Genomic DNA, 15,826 nt, shown 5'->3' with positions numbered 1-15,826 from the left:
TTCATAATGGATATATATGGAACGCCTATTTCTTCTCCGTCCGTTTGGATTTGGGAAAAAATTCAAAGTATCCCTATCGAAGAGAGCGGAGAAGAACTTGTTCCATTAAGCCTCTATCCAGAACGTATTCTTGTTCGATCCCAATATTACGTCCAGTCTGTTCCTGATGCTCTTTCAGAGTGTTTTATTCGGGAGAGTGCCTTTTTCCGTTTAAGAGAGGCTGTTGCCATGCTGCCTTCAGGATTTAAGTTCGTCATTTTTGATGGTTGGCGGTCTTTGAGTATACAGAAGCATCTTTATGACAGCTATTACGAAGAAATAAAACAATTACATAACGAAATGACCGAAACAGAATTGTCAAAACTCGTGTCGCAGTACGTGGCCTTGCCATCAGTTGATCCGAGAAAACCATCTCCCCATCTAACAGGAGGGGCTGTAGATCTTGGCATTGTCGATGATGAAGGGTGCCTTTTGTATATGGGGAGTAACTTTGATGAAACATCTCCTCGTTCTGCTACGTGTTACTACGAAAATGTCATGATACAAAGGGGAACTCTTGATGAGAAGGGGTTTACTGCCTTACAAAATCGCCGTCTTTTATATCATTGCATGAAAGAGGCGGGGTTTACAAACTATCCGGAAGAGTGGTGGCACTATGATTATGGCAACCAGAACTGGGCATACTTTTCTAACCAAAAGATAGCTTTTTATGGAATGACCCAGCCCTGGATGCGTTGGCGTTCCTTTAATTAGTGTACAAAATAAGAAGCCAGAATCCCTGCAAGGATAAGGGCTGGCAGCATATTTGTTACTCTGAAGCGTTTGATTTCAAGAATGGAGAGGCCAAGGGCGATAAGCATAAGTCCCCCTGCTGCTGAAATTTCGTTTATGACGCCCTCAGAAAGAATAGGTTGTAACGTGCTGGCAAGAAGAGTAATACTTCCCTGGTAAAGAAGAACAGGAAAGGCTGCGATTAGCACGCCTCCGCCCAAGGATGTTGCTAAGGCAAGGGAGGAAATCCCATCAAGAAGCGACTTTGCTATAAGCAGATTCGGGTAATTTCCCAGTCCTTCTTCTATAGCGCCGAGGATAGCCATAGATCCCATGCAGAAAAGAAGGGTTGCGGTGAGAAATCCTTCGGCAAAGGTTGGGCCGCTCGATTTGAATTTTTGGCTGATTCCATCAGAAAAACGGGCAAAACGACCGTCAAGATCGAGGGCTTCACCAATGATGGCTCCTCCAACCATACTGAAGATAAGAATAAGGAAATTGGATGTTTTTTGTGCCATTAAAAATCCAAGAAACAGCGTAAAAAGCCCCAACACTTGGAAGGCCATATCTATAAAACGTTGAGGTAGCTTTGATCTAAAAAGCAAACCAATAGAACTACCTACAATAACGGCAGCGCAGTTTACAATACTTCCTGATGCTGGAATATCGCCAATAAAAAAGCTCATGAGCAGACCCCCTCGTACTCTCTAATCTCTTTCTTCTCTAAAAAATGGCTGACCGAGAGAAGACGGGGCTCCAAAAAGGATACCCTTCCCTTGGCTCACCGAAATGAAAAAAAGAACTGAAATAGTCAAAATATAAGGCAACATCATGAGAAGAGGGGTTGGAATGCTTGTTCCTGCCGCCTGAAGGCGAAGTTGAAACGCCTCTACACCTCCGAAAAGGTACGCTCCCAATGCAGCCCGGAAAGGATTCCAAATAGCAAAAATGACGAGGGCTACGGCAATCCAGCCACGACCAGCTGTCATAAGTTCTGCCCACATCTTGGTGTAGGCGATAGACATATAGGCTCCACCTATTGCTACAATTCCTCCTCCAATAAGGGTGTAGATATAGCGAGTTCTGTCTACGTTTATTCCCATGGCATCTGCTGCTCGTGGATTATCCCCTACAGCACGAAGATAAAGACCATTTCGAGTGCGGACAAAAAACATATATAAGATAACGACCAATACAAATGAAACATAGATAAGGGCATCATTATTGAATAAAACCGGCCCTAGAATAGGAATATCTGAAAGAAGGGGTAATGGAATTTTATTGAGTCCCTTAATAGTAAAGCCAATATATGATCGACCTAATAGAGAGCTTGCTCCTGTTCCAAACATAGTCAAAGCTAATCCGCTGACTACCTGGTTCCCCTTTAATGTGATTGAAATAAAGGCGTGTATAGTAGCCATCATAGTTCCAATGATAAAAGCTGCTATTACACCGATCCACGGGTTTCCTGTCTTATATGTGACGGAAAATCCCGTGTAGGCGCCAACAAGCATTATTCCTTCAAGACCGAGGTTCAAGATGCCTGCTTTTTCTGTAATAATTTCTCCTAATGTAGCATAGAGGATTGGCGTACCGCTTCTTACGGCAGCAGCAAGAATAGGAATAAGAATTTCCATAGCTAGTTATCTCCCCTCTTGATAAAACGAATACGATATCTTCTGAAAAATTCTCCTCCAAGAACAAAGAAGAGAAGCAGGCCCTGAAGCACTAGAATACTAGACAGAGGCAAGCGCATAACAATTTGCAACGTATCTCCTCCTACCAGAAGAGATCCTATAATAAAAGCAACAAAGAGGACGGCTAAAGGATTGAGACGCCCTAGCCAAGCGACAATAATAGCCGTATAACCGTATCCAGCAGAAGCTGCATGCTGAAGACGACCTTGTAATCCTGCAATTTCACACATTCCGGCAAGACCTGCAATTGCTCCCGATATAAACATGATGATGACTGCATTGCGTAAATAGTTTATTCCGGCAAAAGTCGCGGCGCGAGGATTTTCTCCAATGACTCGAATCTCATATCCCCATCGTGTCCATTTGAGAAGAGCCCAGAAAAAGATCGCGAGAAAGATGGCAATAAACAGACCAAGATGAATACGTGTATCGCCGAAAAGAGGCAATCTGGCGGCATCTGGAAAGGGTGCTGTCATTGGGAAACCAAGACTGGCGGGATCTCTCCAGGGGCCGTAAACAAAGAAATCAATGAGATGGAGTGCAATGTAGTTGAGCATGAGGGTTGTGATTATTTCATTGACATTCCAACGCGCTTTCAGATAGCCAGCAAAAGCGGCCCAGAGTCCACCTGCAACTGAGGCTGAGATAAACATGATCCAGAACATAATGAAGGGCTGATCGACAAAAAAATAGCGAACAGCCGCAGCCGTAGCCAGAGATCCCATAAAGATTTGTCCCTCTGCGCCAATATTCCAGATAAGCATTTTAAACGAAAGAGCTACGGCTACACCTGCCATGGCCAGGGGAATAGCCTTTACAATTGTTTCTGTTAGGCCGTAGGCATCACCAAGGGACGCTTTGAACATTGAAAGATATGCTTTTACAGGAGAGACACCCATAAAATTTAAAAAAACGGCACCTGTCAGGAGTGCCAAAATAATAGCAAAAATAGGAATGACGCCAGAAAACCAAACTGGTGTAACAAGACGTTTTTCAACCTTTAAATATTTCATCGCTATTTTGCCCCTTTCTTTATAGAAGAGAGGGGAGTTCCAGCCATCATGAGGCCAATCAATTCAGGAGTGGCCTCTTCGGGGTGATTGAGTATACCCATAATTTCCCCCTTGAATATAACTGCGAGCCTGTCACTTAATGAAAGGAGCTCTTCCAAATCTTCAGATACGAGAAAAATGGCTGCGCCGCGATCACGTTCTTCGAGAAGCTGCTCTCGCACAAAGTGGGTAGCGGCAACATCGAGTCCCCACGTGGGGTGAACTGCAATAAGGGCTTTGGGTGCATCGCACAGCTCTCGTCCAAGCATAAGCTTTTGAAGATTACCTCCTGAAAGATTTTTTACTGGAGTTTCCATTGATGGTGTACTCACGCTATATTTTTTTACAAGGTTCATCGCATGAGTGAAAACCGCTTTCCAATCAATCATAGGCCCCTTGGCTACAGGTTTGTTCCAGTACTTTTTCAAAATAGAATTTTCTTTTACGTCCATGTTGGGAACAAGTCCCGTTCCTTTGCGATCTGCGGGAATGTATCGAATTCCTCGATCTATATATTGCTTTGGAGAACGATGAGTCATCTCTTCGTTCTCGATAAAAATACGACCTTCTTTTAAAGGACGTAACCCTGCCAGAGCTTCACAAAGTTCCTGTTGTCCGTTTCCTGCAATTCCAGCAAGGCCCAAAATTTCCCGTTCTTTCACTGCAATAGAAATATTTTTTACAGTAGGGAGACCTCTTTCCCCGAGAACAGTAATATTATCGGTTTTCAAGATATCTTTTCCCGGGGCAATACTCTTTCTAGCAACAGTGAAGGTTACTTTTCTTCCCATCATTAATTCGGCGAGTTGTTCTTTTGATGTGTTTTGAGTTTGAACAGTTCCTGTTTTTTCGCCTTTGCGAAGAATAGTTATGCGGTCTGAGAGAGAAAGAACTTCATCAAGTTTATGAGAAATAAAGACAATGCCATGTCCCTCTGCGGTCATTTGTCGTATGGTCTTGAAAAGATGAAGCGATTCTTGAGGTGTAAGTACTGCAGTGGGTTCATCAAGAATAAGAACCCGCGCTCTACGATAAAGCATTTGTAAAATAGCAACACGCTGCTGTTCCCCAATAGAAAGCTGCCATATTTTTGCGTCAGGATCGACTTCTAAACCGTATTGTTCTGAGATATCTATAATTTTCTGGTGAATTTCCTTGCGTGGAAGAATTTGAGGAAGCCCCTCTAATCCCAATATCATGTTTTCCCAGACAGTTTGACTGGGGATGAGCATAAAATGTTGATGTACCATACCTATTCCAGACGCAATAGCGTCTTTAGGAGAAGAGAAAGAGACGCTTTTACCGTCAATGCACACGTGCCCTTTATCTGGGCGGTACAGGCCGTACAATATATTCATGAGTGTAGATTTTCCTGCGCCATTTTCGCCAAGTAATGCGTGCACTTCTCCGCGTTTTACATCGAAATCGATGTTACGGTTTGCCACGACACCGGCAAACTCTTTCGTAATGTTTTCCATATGTATAAGTGGTGGAGCCGATATGACTTTTTCCATGGCAACGTTTCCTTTCACAGCGATCTCTTTCAAAAAAAAGAGGGCGCGAAATGCGCCCTCCCTCTATATTCTAGGGGTTTCTATTTGGGCATATCTCCCTTAACCCCTTCTACGAACCAGTTCATGGAGAGCTTATCTGCATCTGAAAGCGATTGTCCAGATTCAACTTTTATTGTACCGCTTTGATCTTTAATAGGACCATTGAAAACATCCCATTCGCCAGAAATGATTTTAGCCTTTTCCTCTTCTACAAGACCTTTGACTTCTTCTGGCACATCTTTGCCGTATCCAGAAAGAGTTACCATTCCTTCCTTAAGTCCCCACCAAATATCTTCTGATTTCCAGGTTCCAGTGGTAACTTGTTCCATAACACGTTTATATACAATTCCCCAATCCCAAATTGGTGCAGTGAGATGTTTGGTCGGTGCATATTGGCTCATGTCGTTATTATAACCGACAACATATACTCCAGCTTCTTCTGCTGTCTGAGGTGCTGCCCCGCTATCGGCATGCATAGCGATAACGTCGGCACCAGAGTCGATAAGGGCTTTCGTTGCTTCCTTTTCTTTCCCCGGATCAAACCAAGAGAAAAGCCACACGACCTTGACTTCTGCTTTCGGGTTGGCTTTTCGAACACCTAGTGTAAATGCATTAATGCCACGTACAACTTCAGGTATTGGATGAGCAGCAACGAAGCCAATAACATTGTTCTTTGTCATCTTTCCAGCAACAAGACCAGAAAGATAGCGAGCTTGATACATTCTTCCGAAATAAATTCCTACGTTATCTGCTCTCTTATAACCGGAACAGTGCATAAACACAACATCGGGATAACGTTTGGCTACGTCTTGTACGAAGTCCATATATCCAAATGATGTGGCGAATATGACTTTAGAGCCGTTTCGAATGAAAGTTTCCATTACGCGTGCAGAGTCTGGGCCTTCTGGAACAGACTCGACAAAGCTTGATTTTACTCCAGGAAACGCTTCTTCCATTTCTAATCGTCCCTGATCATGCATATATGTCCATCCGCCATCTCCTACAGGACCAATATACACAAAACCAGGATTTACTTTTTCTGCGGGAATAGCTTCAGCTGCAAAAGCTGTTCCGCAGAGGGCGATACTCAGTGCTACGAACAAAACAACAAGACTCTTCTTCATTATGCATGCCCTCCTTGAGCGTTCTTTTGGTGTGAGAACTTATCAAAAATAAAGATGATTGTTAACAATTATACTAAGATTATGATAAAAGAAAAGGGAAAAAGTGATAGACGAGAAAGTAACAGAAAAGAAATAAGCAATTCCACTAATTCAGAAAAACTTGTAATATAAAGTTTACCATTTTTTATTCTATTCAGGGAGGCACTAAACGATGGGAAGTGAAGAGCGGTATCATAAAACGTATCCGGTTTCTTGGGATCAGCTTCATCGGGATTGTAAAGCTCTTGCATGGAGACTTCTATCAAGAAAATGGACGAAAATAATAGGGATTGCTCGTGGAGGCCTTATTCCTGCGGCTATTATTGCGAGAGAATTGAACATTCGTCTTGTAGATACGGTTTGTATTTCGAGTTATACAATTCGAACACAGGGAGAAACCAGTATACTAAAAGAAATTCAGGGTGACGGGGAGAATTGTCTTATTATTGACGATCTTGTGGATACTGGAAAAACAGCACAGATTGTAAGAAAAATGCTTCCCAAAGCGTATTTTGCAACAGTATATGCCAAACCGGAGGGAAGTCTTTACGTTGATACCTATATAACACAGGTAAGCCAGGATACGTGGATTCTTTTCCCGTGGGATTCTGAGACAGCATATTCAAAACCTCTCGTTGACAGAGAGACTGATAATAATGAATAAAGATGGGGGATATGGATCCCCCATCTTTACAAGGGGTTTCTGGATAGAGACGTTATGCTTTAATATTCAAATTTTGCCCTATTCCCATACTTTCAAAAAGTTGGGCCATCATCTTTTCTTGAAGCTGCGTGACGCTCTTTAATGTGTATGCTTGCGTTGCCATCATAACGTTTTGACAAACTTCCTGTGCTTTTGCACTTTGAACAGCATTTACGGCATCCATATAAATCACCTCCCAGATTTACCCCTTAATTTAGTATCGGCTTTGCGAAGATGATGTAAAATAAATAAGCAATATAAAGGTTCTAGGGGAGGAGGAACATCTGTGCTTTATATCAAGTTCGCTCTACCGTTTATTCTTTGGGCCTGGGTTTTATCAAGTTCGTACAGCCGCTATATTGTTCCAAGAGTTTTATCAGTTTACGATTTACTTGAAGGTTTGGAAAACAAAAAAAGTGGTAAAACGCGATCTCTTCATGTTCAAGGTACTTCCTTTCTCTTAAGAATAGTTCTTTTCTTTACCCAGATGTATGTTTTAACGGCGTGGTCGGCATATTCTGTTCTTCGAGCTATGCGCTTTGCTCAGCTTCCAGAAACGAAAGGATGGATTTATTATCTTTCCGCTTTCTTTATTTGCGAGGGTGCTTTAGGTGTCGTGGCCAGAAAAGAGGAGTATCGAGGATTCTTTTCTATTCTACATACTATTATGGCAATGGGCTTTTATGTTATTTTTGCCTTCAACCCATATCTTATGAAGAATTCTTATGCTTGGTTAATGCGGGTTATGGGGATGAATTTCTAGAAATAGTCAAATTTGTTGACTATCTATAATTTTGTGCTATATATTTCGTAGGTGAAGCGTATGGAAAAGTATTATCCTGACAATTCAGTTCTCATTGTAGGCAACTCACGAACGACAAGCGATAACCCAATTACTTTTCAATTTAATGCTTTCTTTATTTCTTTCATTGTAGAAAGAGAATCATCTCTTATCCTGGATTGTCAGAGTTCTGTTACTCTTGATGTTACTCACCGTTTTATTCGAGACCTTTTTGTAGGACGCTATTTGCTTCAAGATGAACAAGAAATAACAGAAGAAATTCAGTCACGATACTTCGGTTCGTCTAAAAAGGCTATACAGGTTGCATATAAAGATGCACTGAAGAAATATCGAGAAGGACTCTAAAATAACGACGTTGCTTTATCTTATGAGACAAGGGGCTGCATTGTTGCAGCCCCTTGTTATTATGCGTCGAAATAGCCTTTCCCAAAATGTTCGAAAATAATGGCTCCTATTTGGGCGCATAGATCAACTCCAGCTACTCTGTTTGAGAGGTTCCTTGTCAGTACAGTGACAAGAATGGGATGATCTGAATTGTAGAAGAAAATTCCTGCATCATGTTCTGAGCCAGGTAGTTCCCCCGTCTTATGAGCGAGGAAGCCTTCAATTTCATCAACGTCATTGAAGGGAACTAAAGAAGGAAGTTTAATATTTAGCTTTTGAGCAGAGAGCATCTCCAACATTCTCTTTCTACGTGAAACGGGAAGAGATGTGCTTGTTAGTATCTTTCCCAGAAGATTTGATATATCTTCTGGTGTCGTGTAGTTATCTTTTCCTGCTTTTTTAGCCTCAAAATCTAACATTTTTCGTCCAAGTATAGTTCCTTTTAACCCTAGCTTTTTGATTTCGTTATTGATTTGATCAATGCCAAGTCGATCTATAATAAGGTTTGTTGCCGTATTGTCGCTAACTGCGATCATCAAAAGAGCAAGGTCTTCAAGGCGAAGTTTTGCCCCTTCTTTATAAAGATGAAGGAGACCACCTTCCACTTTATCCGCTTCTTTTAATGTAATGGTTTCATTAAGAGATAACTCCTCTGCGTTCTCCTTGGAGAAAAGAGTCCATAGTATAGAAAGCTTAATGAGACTGGCAGAGGGAAACGATTGCTCTCCGTTGAGAGAAAAAGTTTCATCATTTTTAATATCTTTGATAATGATTCCAGCCTTATTGGTCATCCCTTTTGAAATGAGAACTTGTTCTATTTGCTTTTTCCAGCTCATCTTACATCGCCACTATAATTGCTCGAATAAGAACATAAATAACGGTGCAAACAACAATGAGCCAACCGTTACATAGTACGGACTTAAGATCGTCAGATCTGGCAAGTCCCATTTGCCCCTGCATATCTCCTTCTGGAACGGCAAAAGAAGTCATTTGAGATCCAACCAGAAGAACAACAACCCATAGCGTCATGGGGACGTTGAGTGATTCAACCAGCGGTCCGAACATTTTATTTATAACCTCTGCCTGAGCTACGGCAGCTCCTGGAACACCAAAAATGCCAACCAAGGTGGACAGGCCGATGAAGCCTACAGTTCCGCTCTGTTTGACCAGAGGCTCAAGCATTGTGGCTAAAGCCTGGAAAGCACCTGTGTCTGAAATGAAGTTAATGAAAGGATCAAGCAATACGAAGAAGAAGAAAAGCCAAATAAGTCCCTTGGCGCCTTCACAGATAGCATCAATGATCTCTACAATCTGAAGACGCCCAGCAAGGCCTGTGAGAAGAGAAGCAAGAATCATGACGGCAACAACAAATGTAGAGCCGCCCTCTATATAGATTCCGTAGCTTACGGTGCAGAGCATTGTGACAAGAAAAACAAATGTGGCTCGTTTTACATGAGGGGTAGATCTCAGTTCATTGGCATCAATTTTTTCCATGTCAGCTTCGGAATAATGATTTTTACCAGCTGTTTTCTTCTGAACTCTTGATGCCCAGAAGAAAGTTACGATCCACATGATTACAGATATTGGCAATCCTGCGTTAAGCAAAACCTGAGGATATGAAAGTCCGGTAAACTCCATTAATGCAACCATAGGAGGAGTAAAGGGCCCAAGAAATAGGCCTGAAGCGCCTGCTCCGTGAAGCAATACTGCCATTGCATTAGGTGTGACTCCAACGGAGGCTGCGATAGGAATCAATATGGGAGCTAAAATAGCATTTCCGCCAGCCAATGTTCCAAGTAAGCTGACGATGAAAACAGAACATGTCATCGTGACTAAAAATGCCTTTTGAGGGGAGTTTACGTTCATTCTCCGCGTTACCATATAGACAAGTTCTTTTACAACGCCTGTTTTCTTTAATACTTGTCCCAATCCGCCGCCGAGTAAAATAATAAGGCCTATATACCCTAAAAAGGAACCGAGCCCACCTCTTAATCCTTGCGCAATGTCCATAATCCCATGATGGCCTATGATTGCTGCCACAACGATACCTACAGAAACAGCAAAAATCTGCCCGAAACGACTAAAGCATAATACGATGTACACAAGAAGAGGAATAAGACCTAACAATGTTCCATGCTCCATAATAATGCCCTCCTTTTTTTAATTCCATTGTGTGCCGGGTACATTTGTAATTCCCAGCCCGGCATCTTCTCCTAAAACGATTTCAGGACCTATGAAACGGGCGTCACCAACATCTAGTAATGAAGAACAAAGCAGGGGGCCATCTATATCGATACGAGTAATGTTGCTTTTGGCGAGAGCGAGATGGACAGCTGCACTGGCGCTAATCTGACCTTCTAACATGCTTCCTAACATGACTTCTGCTCCAAATATTTCGGAGATAGCAATAATTTTTATGGCGTTTGAAAGGCCGCCACATTTCATTAATTTTATGTTGATCATATCTGCCGCTTTGCGCTTCAGAATTTCTAAGGCGTCTTCGGGACTCCATGCGCTTTCATCTGCAACAACGGGAATATAGGTGCTTGCTGTAACATAAGCCATGCCACCTAAATCGTGGGCTTTTACCGGTTGTTCCACAAGTTCTATGTCAAACCCGGCATCTTCCATTCTTGTTAAAATGCGTACAGCTTCTGAGGGTTGCCAGCCTTGATTGGCATCAATGCGAATCTTGACATCGTATCCTATGGCCTCTCGTATGGCTCGAATACGGTCAAAGTCTTTTTCCGTTTCTTTCCCTACTTTGATCTTTAAGATTTTGTACCCTCCGTTAACAGCATTTATTGCATCTTTTGCCATTTCATCGGCTTCATTAACACTTATGGTTACATCAGTCTCTATACTTTTTTTGTTTCCTCCGAAGAGTCTATAGAGAGGTGCGTGTAAGCTCTTGCCCCAAATATCAAAAAGAGCCATATCTAAAGCTGCTTTTGCACTTGTATTCCCGATAATACATTCATGAAGGGCTTGAAGGTTTCCTTCCAGGTCTTCTGCGTCTTTTCCGATAAGAGACGGACGAATATGATCATTGATAGCTCCAAGAATTGCACCTGTAGTATCGCCGGTGATTTTACCGGTAGGAGGAGCTTCTCCATAACCGACAACACCTGCATCTGTTTCTATTTTTACGACCACGTCATTAATAGAATTTACCGAGCGAACTGCAGTTTTAAAAGGTTTTTTCAATGGGAGTGACATATTCCCTGTTTGAATTGAAACGATTTTCATCCTTTTCTCCCCGATCTTTTGAATTCAAACAAATGAGTATTGTAATGCCTGTGCCGTGTCTCGTCTTGTCAATTCATCCCCCTTCTGATTAAAAATAAAAAAACAGCAGGTATATTCCCTTCAATACAAGGGGTACACCTGCTGTTTTTCATCTTCTTTGCTGATCGGGCTTTTCGATCAGGCCGACAGATAAAGCAGCTTATTTAATTGTACAAACTCTACGTTGAGCTATTTCAGGAACAGATTCTCATCTGTTGATCTTAAATAGCGTGACTAGAGTTTCGAAGCAACTTAAAAACATATGCAAAACTGAGTATATCTATAATTGAAATTTTTTTCAAGGTATAGTAAATCTGTAAAGAATAATTAAACTTATTAATATTGAGGTCATCCACGTAATAAGTGACTTTGTGGTACATTAATTATGAGAAAAGGGGTGAGGATCATCAGGAATAAGGAGCTTACAAAAAAGAAAATTTTGCAAGCAGTAGAAAGAATTCTTTCTCAAGAGGGTTTCCAAGAGCTAGGAATTAATCGTATTGCTCGAGAAGCTGGAGTCGATAAAACATTAATTTATCGATACTTTGGCGGTCTATCACAATTACTTAAAGCATTTGTTGCTCAGGGAACATCCTGGCCTTCTTTTGATGAGATAGTACAAGAAGCGAAACAATGTGGAGAAGAAACAAAAAATATGGCAGAATCAAGCCTATTCCTGTTAAAAGGGTACATTAGAAAACTGCAAAATTCTGTTCTTGCGCAAGAAATACTAAAAGGAGAATTACTTTCGCAAAACGAACTATCAGAAGAAACTGCTCCTGCAAGAAAAAAACAGGGCATTGCTCTTGTTGAGCAAATGAAAAAATCTCATTGTCACTCTTCTGTTGATACATCGGCTATTGTCGCTTTACTCTCTGCAGGCCTAACATATCTTATGCTGCGAAGTCAGACGACTCAGACATACCTCGACATAGACATTCGTTCTGAAGCTGGATGGAACAGAATAGAACGTGCTCTGGAAAAACTTGTTTACGGGGTCTTCCAGGCAGATAGCGAATAGATATAAATTCTGTTTCGATGGAGCATATTACTTTTTCCCGAGCGCTTCGAGTATTGCCTTTGTAAAAAAAGGCAGATCCGATGGCTTTCTGCTCGTTATTAATTTGTCGGATATAACCACTGGTTCATCTACCCATATCGCTCCAGCACACTGCATGTCATCTTTTATGCTGGGGAAAGATGTTACTTGATGTCCTTGAAGTATGCCAGCTGAGACAAGAACGCTGCCCCCATGGCAAATACTGGCTATGACCTTTCGAGTTCGATGCATTTCTGCTACTAATGAAACAATCTCAACAGACATTCTCAACTTGTCAGGAGCCCAACCTCCAGGAATGATAACCGCCGAGGGCAAGTTTTCCATAAGGCTTTGAGGTGAGTATGTTGCGTCTACTGCAGTATTGTATTTCCCCATATAATGACGGGGTGCAACAGGAGCTACAACTATTGGGAAGAATCCTTCCTCAATAAGACGATAATAAGGATACCAAAATTCAAGATCATTAAAATTTTCCTCTACAAGAATGGCAACTTCTCTTCCTGTCATTTTCGTTGTCCCCTCCCTTTTTTTATCTGTGTTACAATTTTACTGCATATTTATACTACACCAAAAATACAGAAAACTCAGCTTTGTCTTTTTCAAAAGGAGGCTGATATTCTATGGTCGCTTTTGTGCAAAACGGAAACTTTCAGTTCAAAGAATGTACTCTTATTCCTATCAGTACGGGAATCCAGGCTAGAAATCTCCAAGAGCTTCGTGAGGGGATAGAAGAAGTTCCTATAAGTTGCCTGCATTACCATTTCTGGGGAAGAATCCTCAGCCCTCAATTTCCCGAATCTGAATATGTTAACGATTTTGCATCATGGACACGAGAATATCTTCATGAAACGGCACTTTCTGAAAAATTAAGTGCTTTAAGCCCCGATTACAAAGGAGATTTAGAGGAACTTAGAGATGACCTTATCGATCTTCTTGACGAATCTCTTTCATCAGAACATTTTATGAGCTGGAAGCAAGCCGATAGAGCTTTTCATTTTACACAGACACAACTGATTATCGTAGAGACCTCTCTGGTGGCAGAGAGCCCTGAGAATTTAGCTGAAGCAGTAGCTTCTTCGAGCCGGGGAAGTATTTTTTTCCACTTTATAGAGGCGAAACGTCGCGTTCGGGAAGATAGAAGAGATGATTTCTCTAGATGGCTTGAACATTTTGGAGAAACGACTGCTGAGGCGAGAGAAAAATTGTCCATTCTTGATCCGTATTTGTATTCTCTTACGGAGCTTCGGGAAAAGATAGTGGCAATTCTCGGGAAAAGTCTTGTCATAGAGGGGGTAGAGAGGCTATGACAGAGCTTTTGGAACAATATGGGTCTATCGCAGGAGAACAGGTTATAAGTAGTTTGTACCGTTTTGCAAATTTCCTTCAGGGCAAAAAAGTGGTTCATGTTAATTCGACGCGAAAAGGAGGTGGCGTTGCAGAAATTTTACGATGTATGGTTCCTCTTTTGAATGAATTAGGCATCGAAACACGTTGGGAGGTTATAGAAGGATCTGAATCTTTCTTTGTTGCGACAAAGTCTATTCATAATGCCTTGCAGGGATTAGAAGTTCCTTTTCCAGAGTCATATCGTGAAATATATATTGAGACAAATAGAGAAAACGCGGAGAAAATGCGAGATCGTTTGGAAGATGCAGATTTTGTTTTTATTCATGATCCGCAGCCTGCGCCTCTTCTTTCTTTGTGTCCTAAACGGAGGGGAAAATGGATTTGGCGTTGTCATATAGATGCAAGTTCTCCCAATAGGAACGTTTGGAAAATGCTTCGTCACATTGTATCTTCTTATGACGCCTCCGTTTTCTCTCTTGCTGATTTTTCCCAGCATTTACCGCACTCCCAGTATCTTATCCCTCCAAGTATTGATCCCCTCAGCGAAAAAAATATTATTCTTTCTGAACGGGAGGTAGATGATGTTTGCCAACGTTTTGGAATAAACAGAGCACGTCCTCTTATAGTTCAAATTTCACGATTCGACCTCTTTAAGGATCCTCTTGGGGTAATTAAAGGGTATCAAATGGCAAAACAACATGCCGACATGCAACTTGTTTTAGCGGGAGGAGGCGCGACAGATGATCCAGAAGCAGGGGCTGTTCTTGAACAGGTTAGAAATGTTGCCTCTGATGATTCGGATATTCATGTAATAGAGCTTCCTTCTGATGCCCACAGAGTTATTAATGCACTACAGGTTGCCGCAGATGTGATTATTCAAAAATCGATCAGAGAGGGGTTTGGACTTACTGTTGCTGAAGGAATGTGGAAATATAAACCAGTTATTGGCGGAGATGTTGGTGGAATTCGTCTCCAAATTATAAATCGTTACAACGGTTTTCGTGTGCAATCTGCAGAAGGTGCTGCCCTTCGATTGCGCTATCTTCTTGCACATGGAAGACGATGCAAACGGATGGGGCAAAATGCTCACGAATATGTACAAGAGAATTTTTTAATTACAACTCATCTTCGTGCCCTTCTTGCTCTAATGCTCTGTCTTTCTCAAGATAGTTCAAATGACTTTGAAATGTGTATGACATCATGACAATGCGTGAAGTTCCTTCAATTTTTTGGCAAGAAATGATGAAGAGCAAACAGCCGCCTCTTTTATTATGTGATTATGATGGAACTCTTGCTCCCTTTACATCAGAACGAGATAAGGCTTTCCCCTGGCCTGGAGTGATTGAAGAGTTACGCACTGTTATAGCAATTTCAGGAATCGTTGTCTTGATATCAGGAAGGTCTATCGCAGAAGTTAAAGAGCTTTCACAATTGGAAACAGGCATTGAGATTTGGGGATATCATGGTGCAGAACGTATGACAGTAGATGGCATTATTCATAGAATAAATCTTGCTCCATTATACGAAGCGGGGCTTGAAAAAGCTTGGCAAAAGGCTATGGAAGAGTCTCTTCAGACATGGATCGAGAGAAAATATGTCTCTTTGGCACTTCATTGGAGAGGCAGGAATATTGCGCTTTATCAAGATAAACTCAAAAAAATTATGGAGTATTGGAGTAAGTTACAGGTCGAGTATGGTTTAAAAATTCTTTCTTTTAACGGAGGAGTAGAAATTCTAGCACCAGGATTTGATAAGGGGAAGGCTGTCAAGACAATACTAAGTGCATATCCAGATTCTATTTGTGCTTATTTAGGTGATGATGCTACTGATGAAGATGCCTTTGCGGTTTTGCAGAAAAGATGTATGGGAATTCTTGTCTCAGATGAAGATCGACAAACATTAGCTGATGTAAGGCTTGTTCCTCCATGCGAGGTCTTATCTTTTTTCAGATGTTGGAAGAGATGTCTGCAAGAGAAGAGAGGGGAGATGAACCACGACTAATGCTG

General features: G+C 41.6%; 18 protein-coding genes. 8 read left to right on the top strand and 10 right to left on the bottom strand.

Annotation, left to right across the window (positions count from 1 at the left end; translation table 11 throughout):
• The first annotated feature begins 6 nt into the window (after positions 1-6).
• Positions 7-753, top strand: a complete 747-nt coding sequence (locus RBH88_RS09660) for a M15 family metallopeptidase (protein WP_213689910.1) — start codon at positions 7-9, stop codon at positions 751-753.
• On the opposite strand, the gene RBH88_RS09655 is transcribed toward RBH88_RS09660, so the two are convergent.
• From RBH88_RS09655 to RBH88_RS09635, 5 genes are all read right to left on the bottom strand, one after another.
• Complete coding sequence (locus RBH88_RS09655) at positions 750-1,457, bottom strand: DUF554 domain-containing protein (protein ID WP_213689909.1); 708 nt, start codon at positions 1,455-1,457, stop codon at positions 750-752. The two genes, RBH88_RS09660 and RBH88_RS09655, sit on opposite strands and share 4 nt — an antisense overlap.
• Before the next feature lie 21 nt (positions 1,458-1,478).
• Positions 1,479-2,408, bottom strand: a complete 930-nt coding sequence (locus RBH88_RS09650; RefSeq protein ID WP_213689908.1) for an ABC transporter permease — start codon at positions 2,406-2,408, stop codon at positions 1,479-1,481.
• Between the two features lie 2 nt (positions 2,409-2,410).
• Positions 2,411-3,481, bottom strand: a complete 1,071-nt coding sequence (locus RBH88_RS09645) for an ABC transporter permease (protein WP_213689907.1) — start codon at positions 3,479-3,481, stop codon at positions 2,411-2,413.
• A gap of 2 nt (positions 3,482-3,483) precedes the next feature.
• Positions 3,484-5,052, bottom strand: a complete 1,569-nt coding sequence (locus tag RBH88_RS09640) for an ABC transporter ATP-binding protein (protein WP_307879587.1) — start codon at positions 5,050-5,052, stop codon at positions 3,484-3,486.
• A gap of 62 nt (positions 5,053-5,114) precedes the next feature.
• On the bottom strand, positions 5,115-6,197 hold the full coding sequence (locus RBH88_RS09635) for a BMP family ABC transporter substrate-binding protein (RefSeq protein ID WP_213689906.1): 1,083 nt from the start codon (positions 6,195-6,197) through the stop codon (positions 5,115-5,117).
• Between the two features lie 211 nt (positions 6,198-6,408).
• Here RBH88_RS09635 and gpt point away from each other — a divergent pair, with 211 nt between their 5' ends.
• Positions 6,409-6,900, top strand: a complete 492-nt coding sequence (gpt, locus tag RBH88_RS09630; RefSeq protein ID WP_213689905.1) for a xanthine phosphoribosyltransferase — start codon at positions 6,409-6,411, stop codon at positions 6,898-6,900.
• A gap of 52 nt (positions 6,901-6,952) precedes the next feature.
• Here gpt and RBH88_RS09625 read toward each other — a convergent pair whose 3' ends face one another.
• Positions 6,953-7,123: a hypothetical protein gene (locus RBH88_RS09625; RefSeq protein ID WP_213689904.1), complete on the bottom strand. Its 171-nt coding sequence runs from the start codon at positions 7,121-7,123 to the stop codon at positions 6,953-6,955.
• Between the two features lie 102 nt (positions 7,124-7,225).
• Here RBH88_RS09625 and RBH88_RS09620 point away from each other — a divergent pair, with 102 nt between their 5' ends.
• Together RBH88_RS09620 and RBH88_RS09615 are read left to right on the top strand one after the other, a co-directional pair.
• Entirely contained in the window at positions 7,226-7,702 is a 477-nt protein-coding gene (locus RBH88_RS09620; protein ID WP_213689903.1) for a hypothetical protein, read from the top strand.
• A gap of 60 nt (positions 7,703-7,762) precedes the next feature.
• Positions 7,763-8,086, top strand: a complete 324-nt coding sequence (locus RBH88_RS09615) for a DUF3870 domain-containing protein (protein WP_213689902.1) — start codon at positions 7,763-7,765, stop codon at positions 8,084-8,086.
• A 59-nt stretch (positions 8,087-8,145) separates the two neighbouring features.
• Here RBH88_RS09615 and RBH88_RS09610 read toward each other — a convergent pair whose 3' ends face one another.
• Genes RBH88_RS09610 through RBH88_RS09600 form a run of 3 tightly spaced genes read right to left on the bottom strand, consistent with a single transcriptional unit; the run spans position 8,146 to position 11,374 of the window.
• Positions 8,146-8,961: a serine hydrolase gene (locus RBH88_RS09610; RefSeq protein WP_213689901.1), complete on the bottom strand. Its 816-nt coding sequence runs from the start codon at positions 8,959-8,961 to the stop codon at positions 8,146-8,148.
• Between the two features lies 1 nt (position 8,962).
• Positions 8,963-10,267 (bottom strand): Na+/H+ antiporter NhaC family protein, encoded by a 1,305-nt coding sequence (locus tag RBH88_RS09605; RefSeq protein WP_307879586.1) that lies wholly within the window; start codon positions 10,265-10,267, stop codon positions 8,963-8,965.
• Positions 10,268-10,285: 18 nt separating this feature from the next.
• On the bottom strand, positions 10,286-11,374 hold the full coding sequence (locus tag RBH88_RS09600) for a dipeptide epimerase (protein ID WP_213689899.1): 1,089 nt from the start codon (positions 11,372-11,374) through the stop codon (positions 10,286-10,288).
• A 436-nt stretch (positions 11,375-11,810) separates the two neighbouring features.
• Between RBH88_RS09600 and RBH88_RS09595 the strand changes: the two genes are divergently transcribed.
• Positions 11,811-12,434: a TetR/AcrR family transcriptional regulator gene (locus tag RBH88_RS09595; RefSeq protein ID WP_213695710.1), complete on the top strand. Its 624-nt coding sequence runs from the start codon at positions 11,811-11,813 to the stop codon at positions 12,432-12,434.
• A gap of 27 nt (positions 12,435-12,461) precedes the next feature.
• Here RBH88_RS09595 and RBH88_RS09590 read toward each other — a convergent pair whose 3' ends face one another.
• On the bottom strand, positions 12,462-12,980 hold the full coding sequence (locus RBH88_RS09590; protein ID WP_213689897.1) for a type 1 glutamine amidotransferase domain-containing protein: 519 nt from the start codon (positions 12,978-12,980) through the stop codon (positions 12,462-12,464).
• A gap of 113 nt (positions 12,981-13,093) precedes the next feature.
• On the opposite strand from RBH88_RS09590, the gene RBH88_RS09585 reads away from it, so the two are divergent.
• Genes RBH88_RS09585 through otsB form a run of 3 tightly spaced genes read left to right on the top strand, consistent with a single transcriptional unit; the run spans position 13,094 to position 15,821 of the window.
• Positions 13,094-13,780, top strand: coding sequence for a DUF5752 family protein (locus tag RBH88_RS09585; RefSeq protein ID WP_213689896.1), 687 nt, complete (start codon positions 13,094-13,096; stop codon positions 13,778-13,780).
• Positions 13,777-15,024 carry a glycosyltransferase gene (locus RBH88_RS09580; protein ID WP_307879585.1) on the top strand — a complete coding sequence of 416 codons (1,248 nt, stop codon included), beginning with the start codon at positions 13,777-13,779 and terminating at the stop codon, positions 15,022-15,024. The genes RBH88_RS09585 and RBH88_RS09580 overlap by 4 nt, the downstream gene beginning before the upstream one ends.
• Positions 15,021-15,821 carry a trehalose-phosphatase gene (gene otsB, locus RBH88_RS09575; RefSeq protein WP_213689894.1) on the top strand — a complete coding sequence of 267 codons (801 nt, stop codon included), beginning with the start codon at positions 15,021-15,023 and terminating at the stop codon, positions 15,819-15,821. Before RBH88_RS09580 ends, otsB begins: the two co-directional genes overlap by 4 nt.
• The last annotated feature ends 5 nt before the right edge of the window (positions 15,822-15,826 follow it).

The organism is Aminobacterium sp. MB27-C1 (genome assembly GCF_030908405.1).
In the GTDB taxonomy this organism is placed as follows: Bacteria; Synergistota; Synergistia; order Synergistales; family Aminobacteriaceae; genus Aminobacterium.
This window is presented reverse-complemented; position numbering and strand designations above follow the sequence as displayed.

Excerpts from the sequence above, each read along its gene's own strand:
- RBH88_RS09615 (WP_213689902.1), top strand. The coding sequence starts at position 7,763 with ATGGAAAAGTATTATCCTGACAATTCAGTTCTCATTGTAGGCAACTCA.
- RBH88_RS09605 (WP_307879586.1), bottom strand. The coding sequence starts at position 10,267 with ATGGAGCATGGAACATTGTTAGGTCTTATTCCTCTTCTTGTGTACATC.
- RBH88_RS09580 (WP_307879585.1), top strand. The coding sequence starts at position 13,777 with ATGACAGAGCTTTTGGAACAATATGGGTCTATCGCAGGAGAACAGGTT.
- RBH88_RS09590 (WP_213689897.1), bottom strand. The coding sequence starts at position 12,980 with ATGACAGGAAGAGAAGTTGCCATTCTTGTAGAGGAAAATTTTAATGAT.
- RBH88_RS09660 (WP_213689910.1), top strand. The coding sequence starts at position 7 with ATGGATATATATGGAACGCCTATTTCTTCTCCGTCCGTTTGGATTTGG.
- RBH88_RS09610 (WP_213689901.1), bottom strand. The coding sequence starts at position 8,961 with ATGAGCTGGAAAAAGCAAATAGAACAAGTTCTCATTTCAAAAGGGATG.
- RBH88_RS09600 (WP_213689899.1), bottom strand. The coding sequence starts at position 11,374 with ATGAAAATCGTTTCAATTCAAACAGGGAATATGTCACTCCCATTGAAA.
- RBH88_RS09645 (WP_213689907.1), bottom strand. The coding sequence starts at position 3,481 with ATGAAATATTTAAAGGTTGAAAAACGTCTTGTTACACCAGTTTGGTTT.
- RBH88_RS09585 (WP_213689896.1), top strand. The coding sequence starts at position 13,094 with ATGGTCGCTTTTGTGCAAAACGGAAACTTTCAGTTCAAAGAATGTACT.
- RBH88_RS09655 (WP_213689909.1), bottom strand. The coding sequence starts at position 1,457 with ATGAGCTTTTTTATTGGCGATATTCCAGCATCAGGAAGTATTGTAAAC.
- otsB (WP_213689894.1), top strand. The coding sequence starts at position 15,021 with ATGACAATGCGTGAAGTTCCTTCAATTTTTTGGCAAGAAATGATGAAG.
- gpt (WP_213689905.1), top strand. The coding sequence starts at position 6,409 with ATGGGAAGTGAAGAGCGGTATCATAAAACGTATCCGGTTTCTTGGGAT.
- RBH88_RS09625 (WP_213689904.1), bottom strand. The coding sequence starts at position 7,123 with ATGGATGCCGTAAATGCTGTTCAAAGTGCAAAAGCACAGGAAGTTTGT.
- RBH88_RS09635 (WP_213689906.1), bottom strand. The coding sequence starts at position 6,197 with ATGAAGAAGAGTCTTGTTGTTTTGTTCGTAGCACTGAGTATCGCCCTC.
- RBH88_RS09650 (WP_213689908.1), bottom strand. The coding sequence starts at position 2,408 with ATGGAAATTCTTATTCCTATTCTTGCTGCTGCCGTAAGAAGCGGTACG.